Below are 21,999 nucleotides of genomic sequence, written 5' to 3' on the forward strand. Positions count from 1 at the left end.
TCTCAATCGCGTCCCTTCGCCCTCGGCAGGCGGATCTCGGCCCGCAGGCTGCCCTCTGGCCGGTTCGACAGGACGAGCGTGCCGCCGTCCGCCTCGACCGCGCGCCGGGCGATAGTCAGTCCGAGCCCCGTCCCGCCCGTGTTGCGGTTACGCGACCCCTCCAGCCTGGTGAAGGGCTGGAAGGCCCGGGCGACGTCCTCCGGCGCGATGCCGGGGCCGTCGTCGTCGATGCGCACCACCAGGGTCGCCTCTTCGATCTCGATGCCGACCCGGACCCGGATCCCGTAGCGCACACCGTTGTCGACAAGGTTCTCGACCGCGCGGCGGAAGGCAACGGGACGTACCGACGCCAGCGCCCGGCCGGGGCCGTCGTAGCCCACCTCGCGGCCCACGTCCGCGGAGGCGTCGGCGACGCTCATCAGCACGCTCGCCACGTTGACGACCTGCCGTGCTTCCGGGTCGGCTTCGCCACGCAGGTACGACAGCGTCGCGTCGATCATGGCCTGCATGTCGTCGAGGTCGGCAGCCATGGCACGGCGGTCCGCAAGGTCATCGACCTTGTCCAGGCGAAGACGGAGCCGGGCGATCGGCGTGCGCAGATCGTGCGAGACCGCCGCCAAAGCCTGCGTCCGTTCCGCGACGAGGCGGTGGATGCGCCCTTGCATCGCGTTCAGCGCCCGACCGATCCCGCGCGTCTCGTCCGGTCCGACCTCAGGCACGGACACGACCGTACCGTGCCCGATCCGGACGGTGGCGTGCGTAAGTTCCCTGAGCGGGCCGGCGATCCGGTGCACCAGCACGACGGCGGCGACGCCGACCAGGATCGCCATCGCGGTGGCGAGGTACGCCCAGGGTGCAAGGTGGACCAGGTGAGGCGAATGGGCGGACCGGAAGGTCAGGAAACTGCCGTCCGGCAGCGGGAAGGCGCCGCGCAGGTCCTGTTGGTGCAGCGGCTCGTCCGGCGCCGCCAGGGCGAGCGCCAGACCTGGGCCGAGCACGGGCTCGATCTCCAGGACGCGTTCGCGCAGATCGCGCAAGGCGGGGTCTGTCTTGCCCGTCTCGGCGGATTCCCCCCGCTCCCAGCCTATCTCGAAATGACCCGACGAGAGGGCTTTTGCCTCGATGCCGCGCTCCCCCGGCGGTCGCCGCAGTACCGCTTCCCGCGCCAAGACGAGCTGTCGCGCCACTTCGTTCGCGAACGCCTCGTCGGCCGCGGCCGACGCCGACTGACGGTACAGCAACAACGCGCCCCCGTGGACCACGAGTACCGCCAGCAACAGCACGGCGACGGTGCGCCCCTCCAGGCTGCGGGCAAGATCGACCAGTTGTTTCACGCCCGCTCGACCTTGGCGGCCATCATGTAGCCGGAGCCGCGAACCGTCTTGATCACGGGGAGCGTGCCCTCGGGCGGTTCGAGCTTGCGCCTCAGGCGGCTGACCAGGGTGTCCACGCTACGGTCGGACGGGGCGGCGAGCCGTCCGCGGCTCATCTCCAGGATCTGCTCGCGGCCGAGCACGCGCCCGGGATGCTCTAGGAACACCATGAGTAGGTCGTGCTCGGCCCCCGAGAGGTCTACGGCAGCCCCCCCGGGATCGGTCAGCTGCCGGCTGCGCAAATCGAGCCGCCAGCCGGCGAAGGTCAGAACCTGTGCCCTCTCCGCCGCGGTGGCGGCCGGCGCGATGGTGGTCCGACGCAGCACCGCGCGGATGCGGGCAAGGAGTTCCGGCCGGCCGAACGGCTTGGCGACGTAGTCGTCGGCTCCGAGTTCGAGTCCGAGTACCCGGTCCGCCTCCTCGTTGCGGGCGGAGAGCATGATGACCGGCACGGTGCCCTTGCTGCGCAGCGCCCGCAGCAGATCGAAGCCGGAGGCGCCGGGCAGCATCACGTCGAGCAAGACGAGATCGACCGACTTCCCGGGCAGAAGCGACCACATCTCGGCGCCGCTGCGGCAACCGGTGACGCGGTAGCCGCTCTCCCTCAGGAGTCGCGTGACCAACACCCGCATGCCGTCGTCGTCTTCGATCAGGAGGATGTGCTCCTGTGCGCAGCCCGCTCCCGGCCTGTCATCGCGTTCCATCAGCCACCGTTTCATCCATCGCCGCGGGGTCCATTGCGAACAAAGTCTCCGTCAGATTCAGATAACGCATCAGGGGACTCTCATCGAGTGGGCCACGAACGTCAATGAAGTCACTTGTATAAATTTTGCATATTTTATATTGTCGATACGACTGCTCGACCAAAAATACGACCAATTTGATTTGATAGTATGCTCTATACATAATTAAATGTAATTTACGAGGATATCAAAATTTTGAAGTCAGAAGCGGTCGATGCCGGGTGAGTACAAATCGGCCTATGGATCCGGCTGTCGCGGAGGTGCGAATGGAGCGATCCGATGCTCGTTCGCCCGATTTCCCGGAAAAGAGCTGAACGGTGGTTCGAAGACATCGCCGAATACTCCTGAATTCGGACGGGCCGGCGCTCGGATTACTCTAACACCATGAGGCGTGAATTAACCTTTTTTTAACTCTAACTCATTAGATTTGATTAACAAATTTGTGCACGCCGGGACAGGATGCCGGCAAGAGGGAGGCTGGCGGCGATGAAGGACGACATTTCCGGGCCAAGCTTGGCGTCTGCCGCCCTACGCATACATCAGGGTCGCATGCGCGTGTCGGTCGAGAATATTGCCAACGCGCGTTCCACGGCGTCCGCCCCAGACGGCGAACCCTATAGGCGCAAGATTGCAGTGTTCGAGCCGATCACGGGCAACACCGAAGAGGCACCGGCCATCCGTATCGTACGCGACAAGACCGAATTCCCGACGGTTCATAGTCCTGGACACCCCGCCGCCGATGCTGGCGGCAACCTCAAGCTTCCCAATGTCCGCCCTACGGTCGAGATGTCCGAACTTCGCTCTGCGATGCGAGCGTACGAGGCCAATCTGCGCACTATCGCGACCTTTGACGACCTGAAAGGAAAGACGCTCGCGCTACTGAAGAGCTGATGTCATCGACCCGAAAGCCTTTCGTGATGACGCATCAAACGCGGCCGGCACGTGCGCCATCAACCGACAAGCTCATCGAGCAAGAGCAATAGCAGGAAGCCTGCGAAGAACATCGCGGTCACCCATGGACGGTCCTCCGTTTCGTGTGCCTCGACCAAAAGTTCCTCCGTCACGAGGTAGAGGAGCGCAATCAGGCCGAAGGCGAGAAAGCCGCCGCGGATGGCCGCGGGCAGCGTGGCGACCGGGCCGCCGAGCAGCGCACCGAGCGGCAGCAGGACGACGAGGGCGGCGGTCAAGCCGACCACCCTGGCTTTCGAGGTTCCGCCCTCGCCGAGTTCGTTCGCGACGGTCAGGCCGAGGAACAGCACCTCGATGGTCAGGGCGACCGTAAGCAGGAAACCGGCCTTGGCGCCCGCTGCGAAGGCGATGCCGAGGACGAGCCCGTCCACCAAGATATCAATTCCGGTGACGGTCAGTAGACCGACTGGTCCTTTCACCCGACGCTCCAGAGTGCGGACCGCGAGCATGGCGGCAACACCGACGCCGCCGCCGACCAGGGTGGCCCAAGGCGATCCGGCATGCTTGAGGTCAGGCAGGATCTCGCCCGCCGCCGCGGCGAATACGACGCCTGCGGCGAAGTGCTGGATGGCGCTGACCAAGACGGGTCCCGGCCGCATGTTGACGGCGACCGCGGCGCCGAGGACGGCGGCGGCTGCCGGGATGAGGGTATAGAGCCAGGCTTGCATCGCAGGTTCAGACCACGCCGTCCGGGGCCAGGGCGCAGGCGGTCGTCTCGCTCGTCTCGACCTGCAACGTGACGTGGACGATCCCGAAGCGGCCCCTCAATTCGCGTGCGGCTCGTATAAGGAAAGCGTCGTCCGTGCCGTCCGGCCTTACGAGATGGCTCGTCAGGGCGACCTCGGTCGTGCTCATCGGCCAGACGTGATAGTCGTGGACGGCCGTGACGTCCTCCAAGCCCCGCAGATGCGCGCGCACGGCGTCAGGGTCGATGCCGGGGGGCACGGCGGCGAGCGACATCCGCACGCTGTCGCGCAGGAGTCCCCAAGTGCTCCATACGACCGCCGCGGCGATGAGTAGGCTGGTCACCGGATCGAGCCAACGCCAACCCGTCAGGGCGATAAGCAGGCCGGCGACGACGACGCCCGCCGAGACGGCGGCATCGGCGGCCATGTGCAGAAAGGCCCCCTTCACGTTGAGGTCGCCTTCGCGCCCCGATGCGAACAGCCAAGCGCTGATGCCGTTGATCAGGATGCCGATGCCCGCGACCACCATCACGGTGGTCCCGGCCACCGGTGCGGGCTCACCGAAGCGCCGGACGGCCTCCCAGGCGATGGCGCCCATGGCGACGAGGAGGATGACCGCGTTGAACAAGGCGGCCAGGATCGAGGAGCTCTTCATGCCGTAGGTGTAGCGCGGCTTAGGCGCCCGTTTCCCGAGAATGGCCGCGGCCCAGGCGACGGCGAGCCCGAGTACGTCCGAGAGGTTGTGGCCTGCGTCGGCGACGAGGGCGAGGGAATTGCTCAAGAACCCGTAGACCGCCTCGACGATCACGAAGGCGACGTTCAGACCGATGCCGACGGCGAAGGCCCTTCCGAAACCGAAGGATGCCTGAGCATTGCCGGAATGGCCGTGTTCGTGTCCACCTCCGTCACGGAGGGCACGGACGGAGCGATCTGCGTGTCCGGTCATTGGGAAATCCGCTCGGCTTCATGCCCTCGGCGGGGCGTCCGACATATGCGGCACGCCTAATTCCTCTAGCGACTGGAGGAGCAAGGGGTTTCGAACGTGGTGAGCGCATAAAATCCAATTCCGCGTGGCCGTAGGCATCAGTGAACCTCGTGCAGGCATTCACCGTGATCGGCCAGCACCTCGACGATGCGGCATTCCCGGACACTGCCCCGCGAGCATTGATCCAGCATCGCCTGGACCTCCACCCTCAACCCGGTGAGCCGCGCAATCCGGTCGTCGATGTCAGCGAGATGCCGGCGGGCGATTGCGTCTACCTCCCCGCACGGGCGTTCCGGCTGCTCGGCGAGATCGAGCAGCGCGCGGATGTCCTCGATCTCAAATCCGAGTTCACGCGCGTGCCGAATGAACCGAAGCCTGCGGACGTCGGCCGCGCCGTAGGTCCGCCGGTTGCCTTCCGTTCGGGACGCGCGCGGCAGGAGTCCGCGCTCCTCGTAGAATCGGATGGTCGGCACCTTCACGGCTGCCTGCCGCGACAATTCCCCGATTGCGATGGGCTTCAAGATATTTGCTCCTCTAGTCGCTAGAGGAAGTAGGGTCGCCTTAACCACAAGGAAGGCACCCGCCGTGACCGAAGCAGCGACCCTGGACAGGACCGACGTCCCGACGACCCGCCTGCGGGTGACCGGCATGGACTGCGCGTCCTGCGCGGCGAAGGTCGAGGCCGCCGTGCGCCGCCTGCCCGACATCGCGCAGGTGCAGGTCTCGGTGGCCGCCGAGACGCTCGCGGTGCGTCACGGACCCGGGACCGATGCGAGAATGATCGCTGACACCGTCCGCGGCCTCGGCTACGGGGCCGAGGACCCGGACGCCGTGGCGTTGGGGGATACCGCTGAGACACCTTGGTGGAGGGCGCCGAAAGCCCTGCTGGCGGCTTCCTGCGGCGCGGCCCTGGTGACAGCCTACGCGCTCGGGCACGTCGCGCCGATTACCGAGCGCTGGGCTTTCCTCGCGGCCATGGCGGTTGGGCTGGTGCCGGTTGCCCGACGAGCTATCTTGGCCGCCCGGCATGGGACGCCTTTCTCCATCGAGATGCTCATGACGATCGCCGCCGTCGGCGCGACCGTCATCGGGGCGACCGAGGAGGCGGCGACCGTCGTCTTCCTGTTCCTGATCGGCGAAGTTCTGGAGGGCGTCGCTGCCGGTCGAGCCCGGGCGAGCATCCGTGGGTTGACCGGTCTCGTCCCGGAGACGGCGCTGCTGGAACGCGACGGCACGACTGAATCTGTGCCCGCCGCGAGCCTCAAGGTCGGCGCCACCGTGCTGGTGCGGCCGGGTGACCGCGTCCCGGCGGACGGGACCATCCTCGACGGCGGGAGCGACGTCGACGAGGCGTCGGTCACCGGTGAGAGCGTGCCGAGGCGCAAGGAGCCTGGCGACGCAGTCTTCGCCGGGACGGTCAACGGCGACGGGGCGCTCCGCGTCCGGGTGACCGCGGCTGCCAAGGACAACACCATCGCCCGGGTGGTGCAGCTGGTGGAGGAAGCGCAGGAGGCGAAGGCGCCGACCGAGCGCCTGATCGACCGGTTCTCCAGGGTCTACACCCCCGCCGTCGTCGCGGTGGCCACCTTGGTGGCGGTGGTCCCGCCGCTTCTCACGGGCGGCGCGTGGGGGGATTGGGTCTACAAGGGGTTGGCGATCCTGCTGATCGGCTGCCCCTGCGCGCTCGTCATCTCGACGCCGGCGGCCATCGCGGCCGGCCTCTCGGCCGGGGCCCGGCGCGGGCTTCTCATCAAGGGCGGCGCCGTCCTGGAGCGGCTGGCCTCGGTGACGACGGTCGCCTTCGACAAGACGGGAACCCTGACGGAGGGCAAGCCCGTCGTGACGAACGTGGTGGCATTCGGGAGGTCCGAGCGGGACGTGCTGTCGCTGTCGGGCGCCCTTGAGGGTGGCTCCTCGCACCCGCTCGCCCGGGCCGTGCTGGCCAAGGCCGCCGAGGCCGGAGCGCCGGTGCCCCCGGCATTCGGGGCCCAGGCATTCGGCGGCAAGGGCATCGCCAGCAAGGTCGGGGGGCTCGACTTGTTCCTTGGCTCGCCGAGGGAAGCCGGCGCGCGCGTGCCGTTCACGCCCGATCAGGAGGAGCGGGTCTCCGGGCTCCAGGGCGAGGGTAAGACCGTGTCCGTGCTCCTCGCGAACGGGGCGGTAGCCGGGCTGCTCGCGATGCGAGACGAGCCCAGGTCCGACGCGAGGGAGGGGGTCGACCGCCTTGCGTCGCTCGGCGTCGGCGCGATCATGCTGACCGGCGACACCGCGCGGACGGCCTGGGCCGTGGCGGCCGCGCTCGGCATCGAGGTGTGGGCCGAGCTCCTGCCTGAGGACAAGCAGCGGATCGTGCGGGAGCGCCAAGCCACTGGCGCCGTGGTGGCCAAGGTCGGCGACGGCATCAACGACGCGCCGGCGCTCGCGGCCGCGGACGTCGGTATCGCGATGGGTGGGGGCGCCGACGTGGCGCTTGAGACGGCGGATGCGGCGGCCCTGCACGGACGCGTCGCAGACATCGCCCGGATGATCGAGCTTTCGCGCCGGACGCTGTTCAACATCAGGACGAACATCGCCCTGGCGCTCGGCTTGAAGGCAGTGTTCCTGGTCACGACGGTTCTAGGGGTCACCGGCCTATGGCCTGCCATCCTGGCGGATACCGGGGCAACCGTGCTGGTGACGGCAAACGCGCTGCGGCTCCTTGGAGAGGGAAGATCGAGCGCCTGAGGCCCTTCACGTTCCCACCATGGGAGGTCCCATCCGTGTGCGACGTCATCAACGGGAGAGCGTCACGCAAAGCTTCAAGGTCAAAAGGATGGGCTGCGGCGGCTTAAAACGGTCGAGTGACGGATGGCGTTCGGACAGTTCGTCGGAGCCATCCGCTTTCGTGCCCCCTTCCCATCGAGGAGGAAGGAGAGTGCAACCTCTAAGGACTGGAGGTTTGGCCGGGATATGAACATTTCAATCGGAGAGCTGTCGCGCCGCACGGGCGTGAAGGTGCCAACCATCCGCTACTACGAGGGAGCAGGCTTGATGCCGGCCCCGACCCGCACCGAGGGCAAGCAGCGTCGCTATTTGGAGACAGAGATATCCCGGCTCAATTTCATCCGTCATGCGCGCGAACTCGGATTCGAGATCCAGGCGATTCGCGAGTTGCTGGCTCTGTCCACCGAGCCGGACCGGTCCTGCGCGGAGGTGGACGGCATCGCCCGTCGACACATGGCCGAGGTCGAGCGTCGAATCGGGCAACTCGTGGCTTTGCGCGGAGAGTTGCGGCGCATGGTCGAGGCATGTGGCCACGGTCGGGTGGGGGAGTGTCGGGTGATCGAGACGCTGGCCGACCATCGACAGTGCGCGCATGAGCACGGCCGCATCTCCTGAATCCGGGACCTGCTCAGGAAAAGCCGGGCAAGCTTGCGCCGTGTCGGCCATGACGCAGCGCTGGTTTATCCGCCACGAAAGTTTCAGCTCGTGCTGCGGTCAAAGGTCTTTCGGATGAACACGTTGGGCCTGCCGACCCTTGCTGTTCTCGCCGTAGCCGTAAATAGGACCCGCACAGCACCTTATCGACCGTGCCGGCTGGCTTCGCGTCGCGGCGCTTGGCGCCAACGATGGACCCGTATCGACCGCGAGCCTCAGCGTCGGCGTCGCGGTGTCCGCCACGCACAAACGGGGAGATCCTGATGGCTGGCGCGATGTCGATGGCGGTCGGGAAGTGCCCTTCGGTCAATTCCCGGTCCGAGACCGAGCGGGCTGACCGCGAGCGGCTCGAACTCGCCGACGACCCCTGGCGAAGCGCCAAAATCTCGCTCGCATCTACGTCGAGCGCGGGCCCGAATACACGGAGGTAGCGGCCTCGCTGGTGTTCCTCGCCATTCTCGGCGCCCTCGGGGCGAAGGCGGGTGGTGCCGCAGTGCCGCGGGCGACGGTACAGTACAGGTGACGTTCCGGGGATCACTCGCCGTGGGCGTCACCGCAGGCATCGGGAGCCTCGTCGGCAAGGTCGTGTGACGAGGCTCGAAGGCAGGACGGGGTGAGCCTGGAACGCGCCGAGAACCGCCACCGAGGGATTTCGAGCCTCAATCCCCCTGCGACCCACGCCTGCCGCGGGCGGGGCGCGGCTTGGCGGAACCGCCCGAGGGACCCGGGTCGGAGACGATCCCGGCTTCCTGGACTCCCTGTCCGAAGGGAACCGCCGGGACGCCCGCCTCGGTTCTCCGCCCGCTCACGACCACGCCGACGTATCCCTCGCCCGCGATGAAACGGGCGCCCGCGTCGCGAAGGGCCGAGACCAGACGCTCCGCAAGCGCGACCCGGATTGCGATGAAGCCGTTCTCGTAGTCGTTGATCGACTTCTTCGAGACGCGCGCCAGCAGGTGAAGCTCTTGCTGGGTGAGACCGACCAGCAGGCGGGCGGCTTGGCATAGGTACCCTGGCACGGTCCGGTCCGGAGGGAAATCCGCAGCCGAGGCGAAGTCCACTCCCCGAGACGCGTCGGGCGAGGCTTGAAATACTTTTATAGCACAGGTATAATTAGGGTCTTCAACAAGCACCGCAGCCTGCCCGCCCCCGCCCGACCGATTGTCGAGCGGGAGGGCCGCTCTCCGCCTTTGGGGTTCCGCCATGATCATCGCGCTGTTCGGCGGCGATGGCCGTGCCGTTGGCACGCACGCCGCCTTCCTGATTGCCCTTGCCGCAGCCTCGGTCGGCACCGCCACGACGCTCCTGCGCGTCGTAGGCGCTCACGAATCCCGGCTGCCTCGTCTCGACAGCGTGCCGGACACGCTGCGCGTTGTCGAGCTTTGCAGGGACGGTCCCTCCTTCGCGGAGGACTTCCCGCGGGAGACGGCCGCCGATCCCGCGCGACGCCTCGTGGTGCTCGACCTGCCGCCGGGGTGGGCGGCGGACTGCCCGGTCGATCTCGGGGAATGTCCCAGGGTGATCGCCGTCGGACCGTCCGTCCTCGAACGTGCCATGGCCGTGTCCATGCTGCGCGCGACCGCGCATGCCGCCGTCCCTTGGCTGCTGGGGTGCGGTTTCCCCTCACTCGGAGCGTCCGACCGAACCGTGCGCGACACGGCGGCGGCCGCGGGCCTGGACGACACCTCGATCCGCGTAATCCCTCGCGGCCTGCCGGCTCCGCTGCGGGACGCCGCCGCCCCGGCCCATGGATCCCTGCTCGCGTCCCTGTCCGTTCGCGCTGCGCTTCGCGTGCTGAACGCGGTCGTACCCGGTGCGGTCCCGATGCCGGGGCATCCCGGCGACGTGATCGCTCCCGTCCTGGCCGGGATGGGCGAGGCGGACCGCCGCGACGCGCAGGACCGGCTCCGGGACCTTGCCGATGCCTTGGACGCCGCGGAGGACGGCGAATACCCGTCCGCGGAGGAACTCGCCGCCGCCCCCGTCCTTGAGGAATGGGAGTTCGGGATGCGGCCGGTCGCGGCGCTCGTCGGTCGCGTCACGCACCATCCGGACTTTCCCCCAGGTCGCCGGGTCCGAACCTCGGAAGTCTACGTTTCCGACCGTCGTACCTGGGCGCGCACCTATTCCAGGCTCTACCGCCTGGGACGGCCCGCCGGTCCGCGTCCCTCCCTGCAGTAGCGCACCGTCTCCCTTTCCGTCGAGGCGGGTCGCCCCTCCCTCGCTCGAAAGGCGGAAGCCGGTCCCGCCCGTCGAGATGTGGGCGGGGGAGCCCTCGCCGCCTGTCCGGGCGGCCATGCGAGGATGTCAGGAGATGCCCGTGCACCCCCAAGGCGAACGTCGCTGGGCGCTGCCGGCGGCGGGCGGTTCGACGTCCCTCACCAGGTTGTGGCGGACGGTCGGGCCGGGCGCCCTCGCGCCCGATCTGGCCAAGCCGTTGCTGGCTGCGGCGACGGCTGCCCTCCAAGGGTCCGGTCCCTCCGTGGCCGCCTCGGAATGGGAAGACGCCCCGGCGGCGCTCCGCGACGCCCGGGCGGTCCTCGGACGATGCGGTCCGGCGCATCCCGACGTCGACGTGGTCGCCACCGCGGCGCTCGCGCTGGCGCTTCGCGGCGAAAAGGCTGCCGCGACGTTCCTCGCCGATGCGCTCGACCGTCTCGCCGCCGACGGGACGGGCGGACCGCACCATGCCCGGTTCGCCTATGCGTGGCGGTCCCGGGTGGAACTTAAGCCGGCGGGCGTCTCCGCCGGGAGCGACGACGGGGCGCCGGACCGGCTGCGGCTTCCGGGTGACGACACCGAGGGAGAACCGATGCGCCTATGGATCTTTTCGGACCTGCACATCGACATCGGGAGTCCATGGACCCCAGCCTCGATCCCCAGGGCCGATCTCGCGGTGGTCGCCGGCGACGTCGGCGAGGGCCTCGTCAAGTCAATCGCGTGGCTCGCCGCGACGGTCCGGCCGCATATGCCGGTCGCGTTCGTGGCCGGAAACCATGAATTCTACCGTCGATGCCTGCCGGACGAGTTGCAGGCGGGGCGCGCGGCCGCGATGGAGGCCGGAATTCACCTCCTGGAGAACGACACCGTCCGCTTCGGCGACGTCGTGGTCTCGGGATGCACCCTGTGGACGGATTACGAGCTCGACGGACCGGCGACGCGGGTCCCCGCCATGCGGGACGCACGCGTGGGCCTCAACGATCACCGCCTCATCGCCTGGAGCCGCAAGCCGGAGTGGCGGCGGTTCCGGCCGGAGGAGGCGCTCGCGCTGCACCTCGCGTCACGCCGCTTCCTCGAAACCGCGCTCCGGTCCGCCGCGGACGCGACGACGCGGGCGCACGTCGTGGTCACGCATCACGCTCCCGCGGCGGGGAGCGTCGCGCCGCGGTTCCTCGGCAAGCCGCTCAATGCCGCCTACGCGTCGCGGTTGGACGACCTGATCGAGGCCGGTCGGCCTTCGCTCTGGGTCCACGGGCACACCCATACGCCGTTCGACTACCGCCTCGGCGGGACCCGCGTGCTCTGCAACCCGCGAGGATATCCCGGCGAGAACCCGCGCTTCCAGCCCGGGCTGGTCGTCGAGGTCTGAGACCGCCCGGGGCGGCCGCCCCGCCCTGACTGCCTCCCGCAAGCCGAGAACCGATGGAGACGCCCTTGCCGGACTTCGCCCGTGAGCCTCGTGCGCTAGGATGCCGGGGAGCACCTCCGCCGCATCCCATTCCGTTCCGCTCCCAGGGCTCGACCGGAACGGGATCGGCGGCCGCCGGGGGCCTACGATGACGCGGCATGTTCGCCCCCCTCGTCGTGTTCCGGGTGCCGAGGTCCCGGAGCCGTTGCCGCTTCCGTTTCGGCCCCGAGCGCGGATCGACCCGACGCCCGAGGTGCGGACGGCCTGTCCAGGACCGGCCTCCGTCGGGAGCCGAAGGGAGAACGCGAGGTTCTGGATCCTGTCCGACCTGCTCATCGACCGCAATCCCGGGTTCCGGCTCCCCGATCCGCTTCCCGAGTTCGACGTCCTGCTGGTGGCGGGCGGAGTGGCCATAGGGCTGGACGTCGCGTTGAACTGGTTGGCGCGCGCCCTGGACGGCAGACAGGGAAACAGGCCCGTCCTGATGGTGGCGGGCAGCGCGGAGCTGTGGTCCGAGACGCCCATGGTGGAGGCGGTCGCCCGCGGCCGGGACCTCGCCCGGGACCTCGGCATCCACCTGCTCGCCGACGATGCGGTACGCATCGGTCCCGAGGCCGGCGGCGGGACCGTGGTGGTCGGGGCGACCCTGTGGACCGACTGGTGCCTCGAAGGGAGCTTCGAGGGCCGCCTAGCCAGGGTCGCGGCCCGCCACAGCTGGGCGGATTGCCGGCGCGTCCTGCTTCGGCGGGGGCGCCCGTGGTCGCCGCTCGACGCCCTCGGGGCCCATGCAAGGTCGCGGGGATACATCGAGGACGCCCTCACCAGCATCGTGTGTCAATCGCTGAACGTCGCGAGGGGACCCGGGACGCTCGTGCCCGGTGTTCGCCCCGGGGACCGCGCCGTCGTGCTCACCCACTTCGCGCCTTCACGCCGTTCGCTGCCCGACGCCTGGACGGGATGGCTCGGGGACGCCTGGCTGGCAGCCTCGCATGCCTCGGACCTGGAGGATGTCATGCACGCCTGGGGGGCGCCGACGCTCTGGGTCCACGGCCGGGCCGTCGCCCCGGCGGATTACCGCATCGGCCGGACCAGGGTCGTCGCCAATCCCTTGCGGCGGTGGGATGCGGCCGATGCCTTCGACCCAGCCTTGGTGGTCGAGGCCTGAGATGGGAACGTCGACCTACGGCCCAGGGCCGCCCGCACCAAGCTCCCCGGACAGGCCGACGGGCATCGGGAGCCGGGAAAGGTTGGGCCGGTACGGCGCCCATCGCTGACTTCCCGCCTCGGGCTGCCGCCGCCACGACTTTTCCCGGCCGCCAAAGACAGCAATGGCTTGATCGTCTTATATACCGCAGGTATAATATAAGCATTCTCGAACGTCGTGGGCATTCCAACAGCCGGGCCAACCGGGCTGGGCGCTGTGAAACCGAGCCCGTGCGCAGCGCGGCGACCGCCTATTCGCCCATCGGGTCGTTCCGGCTCCCCGTGGGGGCACGGGCCAAGTTTTTCGAAAGCGTGACGGATTCGCTGACCGCCTTGGAACGGGCGGGGCCGCTGGAGGTGGACATGGCATCGGAGCCTGGCCGAGTGGTTTCGACTTCGGTTTTGCGGCACGCGATCCGAACCCCGCGGCGCGGCGTGCCGCCCGTGGTCGAAGTCGGCGTGGTGGCGGCTTGGCGTACGTACCCGCCCGGACGCCTCGACCGGGCGGAAGCAACGGCCCTCGCGCGGCTGCTGGCGACGACGTCGATACTCGGCGAACCACGCTGGTCCGCGGCAAGGGACGGGGACGCGGCCGCGGCCACGGCGCTCGCGATCCGTCACGTCCGCACGTGCGGCGCGGCTTCGGTCGCGTCGGATCTCGTGATGGGCAATCTCCTGCTGATGGCCGAGCGCGGCGACGCGACCGCGCCGGCGGTCATCGCCTACGCCCTGCGCGCGCTGGCACGGCGCAGCGCCGACGAGCGCCGGCTCATGCGCCTCGCGGCGCGATGGGCGCGACCGAGGATGCGCAAGCCTCGCCGCCGCTGAACCATGGGCCCCTCACCATCGAAGTCCCACGCGAAGCCGGAGGATGCCATGCCCGAACCGAACGAGGCGGCCTGCGCGATGGCGCGCGCCTTCGTCGAGGCGTTGCGGAAGGAAGCCGCGAGCCCGGATCCATCATGGTGCCTGGACGAAGCCGAGCTCGACGCGCTCGCGCTCGGCCGGCGGGAGGCATCACCCATGCCCCGGCTGGCCGCCGACGTCGTGGCCGCCGCGGTCATGCTGGGGCGCGCGTTCGCTCCGGCAGGACCTCCCGCGGCCGATGACGGCTTCCCCGTCCTACTGGTGCGCGTATCCTCTCCGGATTGGGTGGAGCCGATGCGGTGCGTCGTGGGACCCTGCCTCCTCGGACTGGGATGGAGGGTTCGGGATGGCGAGGGCGGGCGCGGGGCCTGGAACGACCGCAGCCGGCGGGAGGTCGTCGTGTTCGCGCGTGACGGGGCCTCGCGCGAGCATAGGCCCGACCGCGGCAACGAAACCGTCGGCGCGGCCGTGGTTGCCGGCGTCCCGCTCATCGGCGTCGCGTCGGATCCCGCCAGGACGCTGCCGCGCGACTTCCTGCGCGCCGTCGACCGGGAGGTTCTCGTCGCTCCGCTCGACGCCGAGGTGCTGAGCCTGGTGATCGAGGCGGTGACCGGCGAGGTTCCGCCTCTCGCCGCGCTCGGGGACTGCGTGTCGGTCCGGGCCGCTGCCGACCTTCGGCTCGGTATCCGCCCGGGTCGTGGAGCATCCGAGGCCCTGGAGCGCCTCGGGCGTTCGCGCCAGCGAGAGAGGCAGCGCACCGCGAACGCGCCCCGCCTTGAGGATACGCTCGGTCTCGGAGCCGCCCGGGATTGGGGGCTCGGCTTGGTGGCGGACCTACGGTCGTGGCAGGAAGGGATCATCCCGTTCGCGGCCTGTGAATCGGCCGTCCTCGTCAGCGGGCCGCCCGGCACGGGCAAGACGCGGTTCGCGGCGGCCCTGGCCCGAAGTGCAAACCTACCGCTTCATCCGGGCTCCCTCGCGCAGTGGCAGGGCTCCCGTGACGGACATCTTGGCCATACCCTGGGCGCCATGCGGCAGTTCTTCGAGGAAGCGCGGCGCTCGCCTTGCGTGGTCCTGATCGACGAGCTCGACTCCTTTGGTGATAGGAATACTTTCTTAGAACATCATCGTGACTACTCCAGCCAGGTCGTCAACGCCCTCCTGGAACACCTCGACGGCGCCGTCGGCCGCGAAGGGGTCGTCGTCGTCGGCACGACCAACCATCCTTCGAGGATCGATCCTGCGATCTTGCGCTCGGGGCGGCTTGAACGGCACTTTCGGATCGAGCTTCCCGGTCTCGACGCGCTGACCGGCATGCTGGTCCAGTATCTCGGGACCGACGCCGATGACCTCGACCTTGCGCCGGTGGTCCCGCTGCTGCGGGGCATGACGGGTGCCGACGTCGAGGCGCTGGTGCGGCGGGCGCGTGGCAGCGCGCGACGGGCCGGCCGCACCCTCACGGTGGACGACATCCTGGCAGGCTCCTCGGATGGGACGCCGGCGCTCGGGGATGGGCTCCGGATGCGCTGCGCCGTCCACGAGGCCGGGCATGCGGTCGCGCTCCTGGCCAGCGGCGCGAGCGGACCGGTGACGCTAACCATCGCCCCGACCGGCGGCCTGACCGAGCATGCGCTCGTCGATGCCTACGGAGCCCTGACCGAGGGCGACTTCGAACGGTCCCTGGTGATGATCCTGTCGGGCCGCGCGGCCGAGGAGGTGCTCCTGGGCGACGTCTCCGCCGGCGCGGTCTCGGATCTCGCCGAGGCGACCCGATGCGCCGCGGCGATGGAGGCGTCGTGGGGGTTCTCGGCCGATTTCCCGCTGCTGTCCCTGGCCCCCGCCCAGGACATCGACCTGGCCCGGATGCCCTGGCTGATGCGCCCGGTCCTTGAGCGGCTCCGGCTGGCCTACGAGCGCGCGTGCGACCTCATGCGGACCGAGCGCCTCGCCCTCGAACGGATCGCGGAGGCCCTGTTCCGCACGGCCTACCTCGACGACGCGGCCACCCGGGCGTTGTTCTCGGGAAAGGCCGCCTCCCCCCGACGCCGCGCCGGTCCGGGCCGCGGTGCCCGCCGCACGCACGACACCTGAAATGGAGAGGCCATGACGTCCTTCGTACGCCGACCGATTGCATGCCGGGACCCGTCCGCGTCGCGCTCACCCGCCCGTCGCCCGCTCGCGGAACGGACGTTGTTCGACGCCGCCACACCCGGGGCGGAGGCGCGCCCCGACACCATGCGACATCCCTTGCGCCGCCGCGACTTCGACGAGGGCAGCCCGGACACGTTGATGATGCTGGACATCGAGACCGTTCCGGACCCGACCCTGACGCCCGCGGATTGGCCGGCCGACCGGTTTCCAAAGGCCATGTGGCATCAGGTCGTCGCCATCTCGGTGATCGAGGCGGGGGTCGGTCGCGACGCGGGCACGGGCGTCGAGACCTACGAGTTGCGGTCCTGTCGCAGCGGCGGCGAACCGGGATGGGACGAGGCACGTCTGCTGCGCGCCTTCTGGAGGCTCTTCGAGGGTGGACGGTACAGGCTCGTCACCTGGAACGGCAGGGCGTTCGACATGCCGGTGGTCCTCGCCCGCTCGTTGATGCACGGTCTCGCGGCCCCCGCATGGTTTCTTCGCGGAACGCGCTGGGCCAATTACGGGCAGCGCTACGCCCAGGACTGGCACCTCGACCTCATGGATGCGATCTCATCCTTCGGGGCGGCCTCGCGTCTCACCCTGGAGGAGGCTGCGGCGGCGGTCGGCGCACCGGGCAAGATGGGCGAGCACGGGTCCTGCGTCGCCGAATTGGTCGCGCGCGACGAACTTAGTCGGGTGCGGGACTACTGCGAGACCGACGTGGCGAACCTCTACGTCATCTTCATGCGCTGGGCGCATCTGACGGGTAGGACGGATGCCGCGGGCCACGATGCAGCCGTGGAGGGATTCCTGCGCTACCTTGATGCGGAGGGGCCGGCCCGTCCGCACTTGGCAGCCTTCGCGCGGGAATGGCGACGGACTGGATCGCGCGCGCCGATGCATGTGGGTCGAACGACCGGGTCGGGTGCGGTGGTGGCTGGTCCGGACGCCTGTCACGGAGCGCGACGGAGCTCGCTCGGGGCCTGAGGGCCGGGTCGCGGGGTAGCCAATCCTCGGGATGCGCCATGAGCGGGCGGCGGGACGCAGGTCCCGCGCCCGGATCCGCCGGTCCGGCGTGAGTGCGCGATAAAACCGGGCGTTAGCCATGCGTGAGTCGAAGGCGTCGAAAGCCATCGGGGTAAATCGACCGTAATGGCTGGCGTGCGAACGATCGGGCAACGGCCAGCAAGCCCAGGGGAAACAGCCGATGACCCTGCCGCGCCTCTCGCGACCACTTGAACATAGCCGCGCTTGGGTGGCGCTCGGGGTCCTGGCACCTATCAGCATGCTGATCGTGTCGGCATCGATGCTCCTCGATCTTCGTCGCGATGCCTAGGACAAGGCCGAGCAGACCTCCAGGAACCTCATGCAGGTCATCGAGCGCGACATCGTGCGCAACGTCGAGATCATCGACCTTTCGCTGCGGGCCGTCGTCGACAACCTGCGCGCGCCCGAGACCGGGGAAGCGAGCCCGAAGGCACGGCAGATGATCCTGTTCGACCGTGCCGCGAGCGCCAGGGACCTCGGCGTGATGCTGGTCCTGGACGGGAACGGCGACAGCAGCCTCGTGATCACTCAGAACCAGTACGCTGCCGGTGTCGCTGCTCGCTCAGACGTGATCACCGCGCAAACCCAGCTTCAGACAACCGAAGCCTTGAGCATTGCGGTCGAGCTCAGCCGGGCGACACTGACGACGAACAAATGAAGACTATGAGAAGTCGCCTCGCAGATGATGACACAACTAGATCGCAAAATCGATATTAGACTGAGCCGAAACCGGATCTACCGTTGAGCATCCGGCCCCGACGACAAATAATAGTATAGCAGGCACACTCGACCGTGCTCAGTAACCGTAGTGGTAATCAAAGCTCGGAGCGTAACCACAACCGTAGTGGCCGTAGTATGGGCTGTGCGCCACGAGCCCACCGAGCGCCAAGCCACCGATCAATCCAGCTGCAACGGGGACCCCGTAGTAACCCCGCCTATGGCCGTAATGTCCGTGTCCTCTGCGGTAGCCGCGACCGCTATAGTAGCGGCGCCCATAGCCAAAACCACCATACCCATAAGTGCGACCGTGGCCGCCATAGTACCTGTGGCCTCCGCCATGGCCGCCATAAAACCCATGTCCTCCGCCATGGCCGCCATGATGGCCTTGAGCCTGGGCCGCACTCGGAATGGCCACGAGGCTGCCGACGAGCGTGACCGTCACTCAGTGCCGTCTTCACCCTACCAAGACGAGCCATAACTATTTCTCCTTTGCGTTGCGCGTCCCTTCCCGAAGACTCGTTTGAGCGGGTCAAGGCCCTCTGCCTTGCCCAACGCCTGAACGCACGGGTGCGATCTGGCAGGCTCTGCTGAATGGTGTTTTCATCCCACCTCGCCCGCGCGCTTGGCAGGAGCGTTCCATCACATGACTTCGAAGAAAGCAAATAAGGTGAAGAGTTATACAGTAATAAAAATATATTTTATAGCCACAGCTAAGCTGTAAATTCCCCTTGTTTGTACGTCAGCTTCAGAAGCAACTGAATTGATCTGTGCTAGTCGGCCTAGACAATATCGTTGAAATGTAGACGAGGGGCGACCTGTAATGGCCACCCGTCGCTTATTCACAGCTCTTTTTATCTCAAGGCGTCAGTGACGTTCCCGCGGGGCATCGCCATGGTGTCCCTCTCGACGCTCTTCGTGGTGCTCTCTGCGAGGTTCATGATGGCCGCCCTCGCTACGCTCTTCGACAACGCGTCGTCCGTGGCTATCGCCTTCCACCCGAACCCCGCCCGGATTGACATCGATATGCTGAGCGAAGACTGCTGTTGGAGATACGGCAAAGGCCGCAGCGATCATTGCTCTTGCTGACTTTTTCATCACGACATCATTCTCCTGTGCTCGGATTTGGAAGAAAAAACATGGCTGTGCTTTGCTTCCGGATCGGATTTCGTTACGTCGGAGAATTATTCTGAGTAACGAACTATTTGCCGTCATCCGATGACTGAGTCCCGCCAACCTCGCCTAATGCTTGGGCTCAAGACAATCTTTGCGGGATCAAGCTTCTAGTTTGTGTCCCTAGTGGCCACCACCCCTGTGATGACCGCCGCCACCCGAGCGTCCGTGCCCACCGGAATAGCCATGTCGCCGACCGCCGCCGTGCCCACTGTACGATCTGCGATGTCCGCCGCCATAGCCGTGCCGACCGCCGCCACCGTGACCGCCGTAGCCGCCACCATGACCGCGGGAATGACCGTAGCCATGGCCTTGGGCGGCTGCCGGTTCGGGGATTGTTGCCAAGCCAAAGCCTAGTGCGAGCGCAGCAAAGCCAGCGATGAGTGAGGCTCTGAATTTAGACGTACGTGTCATGGAATAAACTCCGCAATTACGGGGATCGATTTCGTGTGGCGACCTTGGCAGGTTCAACGACCGCCGCCGAAGACGATGTGAACAGCGAGCGGCGGCGGGTGCGCATTTCCTACAGGCACGTAACGCTCGACGGGACGGAAAAGTCGAAGTCTCGTTCCAAAATGATCCGCAAACGGCCGTTTTCGGCGCAAAGCCGGCGACGAGCGAGGCAACCAGGAATTGCTGCGCTTAAATTGTCCCGCATCTCTGCTGCACAATCAGCGTACCCATAATACCAATCGGTACGGGTGAGGACTCGCGGGTTTACGCGGAAGCGGCGGATGTGATTCGATGTGGCAAGCTAGGAGGTTTGCCATGTCGAAGGCCGTGGATCTGCGCGAGGATTTCGATGCGGATACCCTGCGACGTCTGGCGCGGAAGAGCCGCGATGCCGGTCAGAGCCGGCGGCTTCTCGCGCTGGCCGCGATCTACGAGGGTGGGAGCCGGACGCAGGCCTCGCGGATCGGCGCGGTCGGCCTGCAGACGGTGCGCGACTGGGTGCTGGCCTTCAACGCGGCCGGGCCGGACGGCCTGATCGAGCGCAAGAAGCCCGGCCCGCGGTTCAAGCTCGACGCGGCCCAGCGGCAGGCGCTCGCGGTTGCCATCGAGGAAGGGCCGGACCTGCAACGGGACGGCGTGGTGCGCTGGCGGCTGAAGGACTTGGCGGCTTGGCTGTTCGCGCGCTTCGGCGTCAGCCTCGACGAGAGCAGTGTCGGACGGGAGGTGAAGCGGATGGGCTATGCCAAGCTGTCGGCCCGTCCGCGCCATCATCAGCAGGACCCGGCGGCGCTGACGGCGTTTAAAAAAACCTCCCCGCCCGCGTGAGCGCGATCCGCGCCCAACTGCCAGTCGACACGCCGCTCGAACTCTGGTGGCAGGACGTCCTTCGAGAGCCTCAGGATGAGAGCCCGCGTCGGTCAGAAGAACACGGTCCCGCGCCGGTGGGCGCGCAAGGGCAGCCGGCCCACGGCGCCCAAGGATCAGCGCACGGCGTCCGCCTACATCTTCGGGGCGATCCTGTCCCGAGAAGGGCAAGGACGCCGGTCTCGTCCTGCCCCGCTGCGCCACACCGGCCATGAACGCGCATCTGGCCGAAATCAGCCGCGCCGTCGATCCAGGCGCGCACGCCGTCCAAATCCTCGACGGCGCCGGCTGGCACGTCGCCGCCGACCTCGTCGTCCCCGACAACTTCACCTTGCTGACGCTGCCGTCTCATGCGCCCGAACTCAACCCGGTCGAGAATGTCTGGCAGTTCCTGCGCGAGAACTGGCTCGGCGACCGGATCTTCGACTCCTACGAGGACATCCTCGATCAATGCTGCGAGGCTTGGAACAAGCTCGTCGCACAGCCTTGGATGATCATGTCGCTCGGACTGCGCGAATGGGCCTATCGGTTATGAACCATGCCGATTGGTATTAGCCGGCGCTTGGACCACGTGCGTTCTGAGGAGTTCTGGGATCGCGTGATGCACGAAGCCTACGAGATCCTGCCTGCGCAAGGCAGCATGTCGGTTGCGGACATCATGGTTCGGCTGCGAATGACGACGCTGAAGGGCGGCCGCTTGGTCAAGGAAGCGCTATCCGAGGGGATGCCGCGCAAGAAGATCGAGATCAGCGTCGAATACGAGCGATACTTCCAGAGGGTTGGCAAGGACGCCTATGCGCGCCTCCCAGGCTGGGACGGCGCGCTGGGCAAGCGGACGCGCGCCGGGTAGGGTTGGCGAAGTGTCCGGCGCCTCCCGAGAGCGCCGGCGGGCTAAACTCACCTGGACCTCAGGAAGGATTGGCGCAGCTTCGGCCCTGCGTCACCAAAGGTCCTCCTCGTCGAGACGCTGCAGGGCCGAAACATGCAGCCGCAAGCTGTCCGATAGCTCGCCTCGGACCAAGGCGAGGTCCCCGAGTTCGTCGAACGCGACGTCGAGCAGTTCGGGACCCATCACCTCGACGAAGGCTCCTTGGGTCTCCTCATCGTATTCGGTGGATTCGACGACGCGATCTGATACCGCCCTCAGCCTGCCCAACCGTTCCCTGGTCGGCGGAAGGCGCCGGCGTGTGGCCCTTCCGGTTGAGCTTGACGGAGCCTTATCCTGCTCAACGTCGCGCGGACTCGCGTGCCTCATCGTCTCACTCCCGTTGCTAGAGTGCGCTTCGTGTCTGGGGAACCGGAGTCGTAAATCGTCTGACACCGGTCGCGGCCATGTGCTCGCGGTCGGTGCGGTTGATCTGCAGGGCGGGGCAGCCTACCGCCCGGGGGACTTCGACGTCGCGATACCGTCCGACCACTGGCGCAGGGGCAGCCAAACCCTATCGGCACTTGGCGGCACCAGCGTCGTATTTATATCGCCAGTATATTCTACCGCCGATCCGCCTGCTTGACCATCACCCTCGCCGCGCCGGACCAGGATGGTCGTGTCGACCTGTGGATTGCGGGAACTTCGGTAAGGGGAATTCGGCAACGGCCCGGCAGCACCGACGACAGGCATAGGGTCAGTGCTCTCCGGGATGGCCCTGGGGGCCATCGGTTCCCACGTCATCTCGGTCAGCGGCTGTGCTTTTGCTCCTCAGGAGCAGGCCGATTGCTCCGAGCCTAGCCGCCCGGCAAACGT

18 protein-coding genes and 3 pseudogenes are annotated in these 21,999 nt (G+C 67.6%); 14 read left to right on the forward strand and 7 right to left on the reverse strand.

What is annotated here, in order from left to right; genetic code table 11:
• Positions 1–2: 2 nt before the first annotated feature.
• Together MFF26_RS08515 and MFF26_RS08520 are read right to left on the reverse strand one after the other, a co-directional pair.
• The gene (locus tag MFF26_RS08515; protein WP_003596830.1) at positions 3–1,334 is read right to left on the reverse strand and encodes an ATP-binding protein; all 1,332 of its coding nucleotides are present in this window, start codon (positions 1,332–1,334) and stop codon (positions 3–5) included.
• Positions 1,331–2,077: a response regulator transcription factor gene (locus MFF26_RS08520; RefSeq protein WP_017484348.1), complete on the reverse strand. Its 747-nt coding sequence runs from the start codon at positions 2,075–2,077 to the stop codon at positions 1,331–1,333. Before MFF26_RS08520 ends, MFF26_RS08515 begins: the two co-directional genes overlap by 4 nt.
• A gap of 525 nt (positions 2,078–2,602) precedes the next feature.
• Between MFF26_RS08520 and MFF26_RS08525 the strand changes: the two genes are divergently transcribed.
• A complete protein-coding gene (locus MFF26_RS08525; protein WP_003596828.1) occupies positions 2,603–3,007 on the forward strand; it encodes a flagellar basal body rod C-terminal domain-containing protein in 405 nt (134 codons plus the stop codon).
• A 59-nt stretch (positions 3,008–3,066) separates the two neighbouring features.
• Here the strand turns inward: MFF26_RS08525 and MFF26_RS08530 are convergent, their stop codons facing one another.
• The 3 genes from MFF26_RS08530 to MFF26_RS08540 all read right to left on the reverse strand — a co-directional run bounded on the left by MFF26_RS08530 (position 3,067) and on the right by MFF26_RS08540 (position 5,277).
• Positions 3,067–3,753 carry a ZIP family metal transporter gene (locus tag MFF26_RS08530; RefSeq protein WP_003596827.1) on the reverse strand — a complete coding sequence of 229 codons (687 nt, stop codon included), beginning with the start codon at positions 3,751–3,753 and terminating at the stop codon, positions 3,067–3,069.
• 7 nt (positions 3,754–3,760) lie between these two features.
• The gene (locus MFF26_RS08535) at positions 3,761–4,717 is read right to left on the reverse strand and encodes a cation diffusion facilitator family transporter (RefSeq protein WP_003596826.1); all 957 of its coding nucleotides are present in this window, start codon (positions 4,715–4,717) and stop codon (positions 3,761–3,763) included.
• A gap of 137 nt (positions 4,718–4,854) precedes the next feature.
• A complete protein-coding gene (locus MFF26_RS08540) occupies positions 4,855–5,277 on the reverse strand; it encodes a MerR family transcriptional regulator (protein ID WP_003596825.1) in 423 nt (140 codons plus the stop codon).
• A 64-nt stretch (positions 5,278–5,341) separates the two neighbouring features.
• Here MFF26_RS08540 and MFF26_RS08545 point away from each other — a divergent pair, with 64 nt between their 5' ends.
• The 3 genes and pseudogenes from MFF26_RS08545 (at position 5,342) to MFF26_RS08555 (ending at position 8,764) form a co-directional block, all read left to right on the forward strand.
• A complete protein-coding gene (locus MFF26_RS08545) occupies positions 5,342–7,480 on the forward strand; it encodes a heavy metal translocating P-type ATPase (protein ID WP_003596824.1) in 2,139 nt (712 codons plus the stop codon).
• A 225-nt stretch (positions 7,481–7,705) separates the two neighbouring features.
• Complete coding sequence (locus MFF26_RS08550; RefSeq protein WP_026105497.1) at positions 7,706–8,134, forward strand: MerR family transcriptional regulator; 429 nt, start codon at positions 7,706–7,708, stop codon at positions 8,132–8,134.
• 163 nt (positions 8,135–8,297) lie between these two features.
• Positions 8,298–8,764, forward strand: a pseudogene (locus tag MFF26_RS08555) (VIT1/CCC1 transporter family protein).
• Between the two features lie 68 nt (positions 8,765–8,832).
• Here the strand turns inward: MFF26_RS08555 and MFF26_RS08560 are convergent.
• Positions 8,833–9,192 (reverse strand): helix-turn-helix domain-containing protein, encoded by a 360-nt coding sequence (locus tag MFF26_RS08560; RefSeq protein WP_166060448.1) that lies wholly within the window; start codon positions 9,190–9,192, stop codon positions 8,833–8,835.
• A gap of 184 nt (positions 9,193–9,376) precedes the next feature.
• On the opposite strand from MFF26_RS08560, the gene MFF26_RS08565 reads away from it, so the two are divergent.
• The 10 genes and pseudogenes from MFF26_RS08565 (at position 9,377) to MFF26_RS08605 (ending at position 21,108) form a co-directional block, all read left to right on the forward strand.
• Positions 9,377–10,354 (forward strand): DUF6634 family protein, encoded by a 978-nt coding sequence (locus tag MFF26_RS08565; protein WP_166060447.1) that lies wholly within the window; start codon positions 9,377–9,379, stop codon positions 10,352–10,354.
• Positions 10,355–10,487: 133 nt separating this feature from the next.
• Entirely contained in the window at positions 10,488–11,762 is a 1,275-nt protein-coding gene (locus tag MFF26_RS08570) for a metallophosphoesterase (RefSeq protein ID WP_166060446.1), read from the forward strand.
• A 244-nt stretch (positions 11,763–12,006) separates the two neighbouring features.
• On the forward strand, positions 12,007–12,966 hold the full coding sequence (locus MFF26_RS08575) for a metallophosphoesterase family protein (RefSeq protein ID WP_238224432.1): 960 nt from the start codon (positions 12,007–12,009) through the stop codon (positions 12,964–12,966).
• 269 nt (positions 12,967–13,235) lie between these two features.
• Positions 13,236–13,832, forward strand: a complete 597-nt coding sequence (locus tag MFF26_RS08580) for a hypothetical protein (protein ID WP_238307886.1) — start codon at positions 13,236–13,238, stop codon at positions 13,830–13,832.
• Between the two features lie 48 nt (positions 13,833–13,880).
• Positions 13,881–15,962: an AAA family ATPase gene (locus MFF26_RS08585; protein ID WP_238307887.1), complete on the forward strand. Its 2,082-nt coding sequence runs from the start codon at positions 13,881–13,883 to the stop codon at positions 15,960–15,962.
• A gap of 99 nt (positions 15,963–16,061) precedes the next feature.
• The gene (locus tag MFF26_RS08590) at positions 16,062–16,991 is read left to right on the forward strand and encodes a 3'-5' exonuclease (protein ID WP_238307888.1); all 930 of its coding nucleotides are present in this window, start codon (positions 16,062–16,064) and stop codon (positions 16,989–16,991) included.
• Positions 16,992–17,211: 220 nt separating this feature from the next.
• A pseudogene (locus MFF26_RS08595) lies at positions 17,212–17,691 on the forward strand (hypothetical protein); the annotation flags it as partial.
• A 1,475-nt stretch (positions 17,692–19,166) separates the two neighbouring features.
• Entirely contained in the window at positions 19,167–19,298 is a 132-nt protein-coding gene (locus tag MFF26_RS26455; protein ID WP_283207397.1) for a hypothetical protein, read from the forward strand.
• A gap of 411 nt (positions 19,299–19,709) precedes the next feature.
• A pseudogene (locus tag MFF26_RS08600) lies at positions 19,710–20,793 on the forward strand (IS630 family transposase).
• Between the two features lie 66 nt (positions 20,794–20,859).
• A complete protein-coding gene (locus MFF26_RS08605; RefSeq protein ID WP_003596801.1) occupies positions 20,860–21,108 on the forward strand; it encodes a hypothetical protein in 249 nt (82 codons plus the stop codon).
• Between the two features lie 90 nt (positions 21,109–21,198).
• Here MFF26_RS08605 and MFF26_RS26460 read toward each other — a convergent pair whose 3' ends face one another.
• Positions 21,199–21,333: a hypothetical protein gene (locus tag MFF26_RS26460; RefSeq protein WP_255538462.1), complete on the reverse strand. Its 135-nt coding sequence runs from the start codon at positions 21,331–21,333 to the stop codon at positions 21,199–21,201.
• Between the last annotated feature and the right edge of the window lie 666 nt (positions 21,334–21,999).

The organism is Methylorubrum suomiense, assembly GCF_022179765.1.
Lineage (GTDB): Bacteria > Pseudomonadota > Alphaproteobacteria > Rhizobiales > Beijerinckiaceae > Methylobacterium > Methylobacterium suomiense.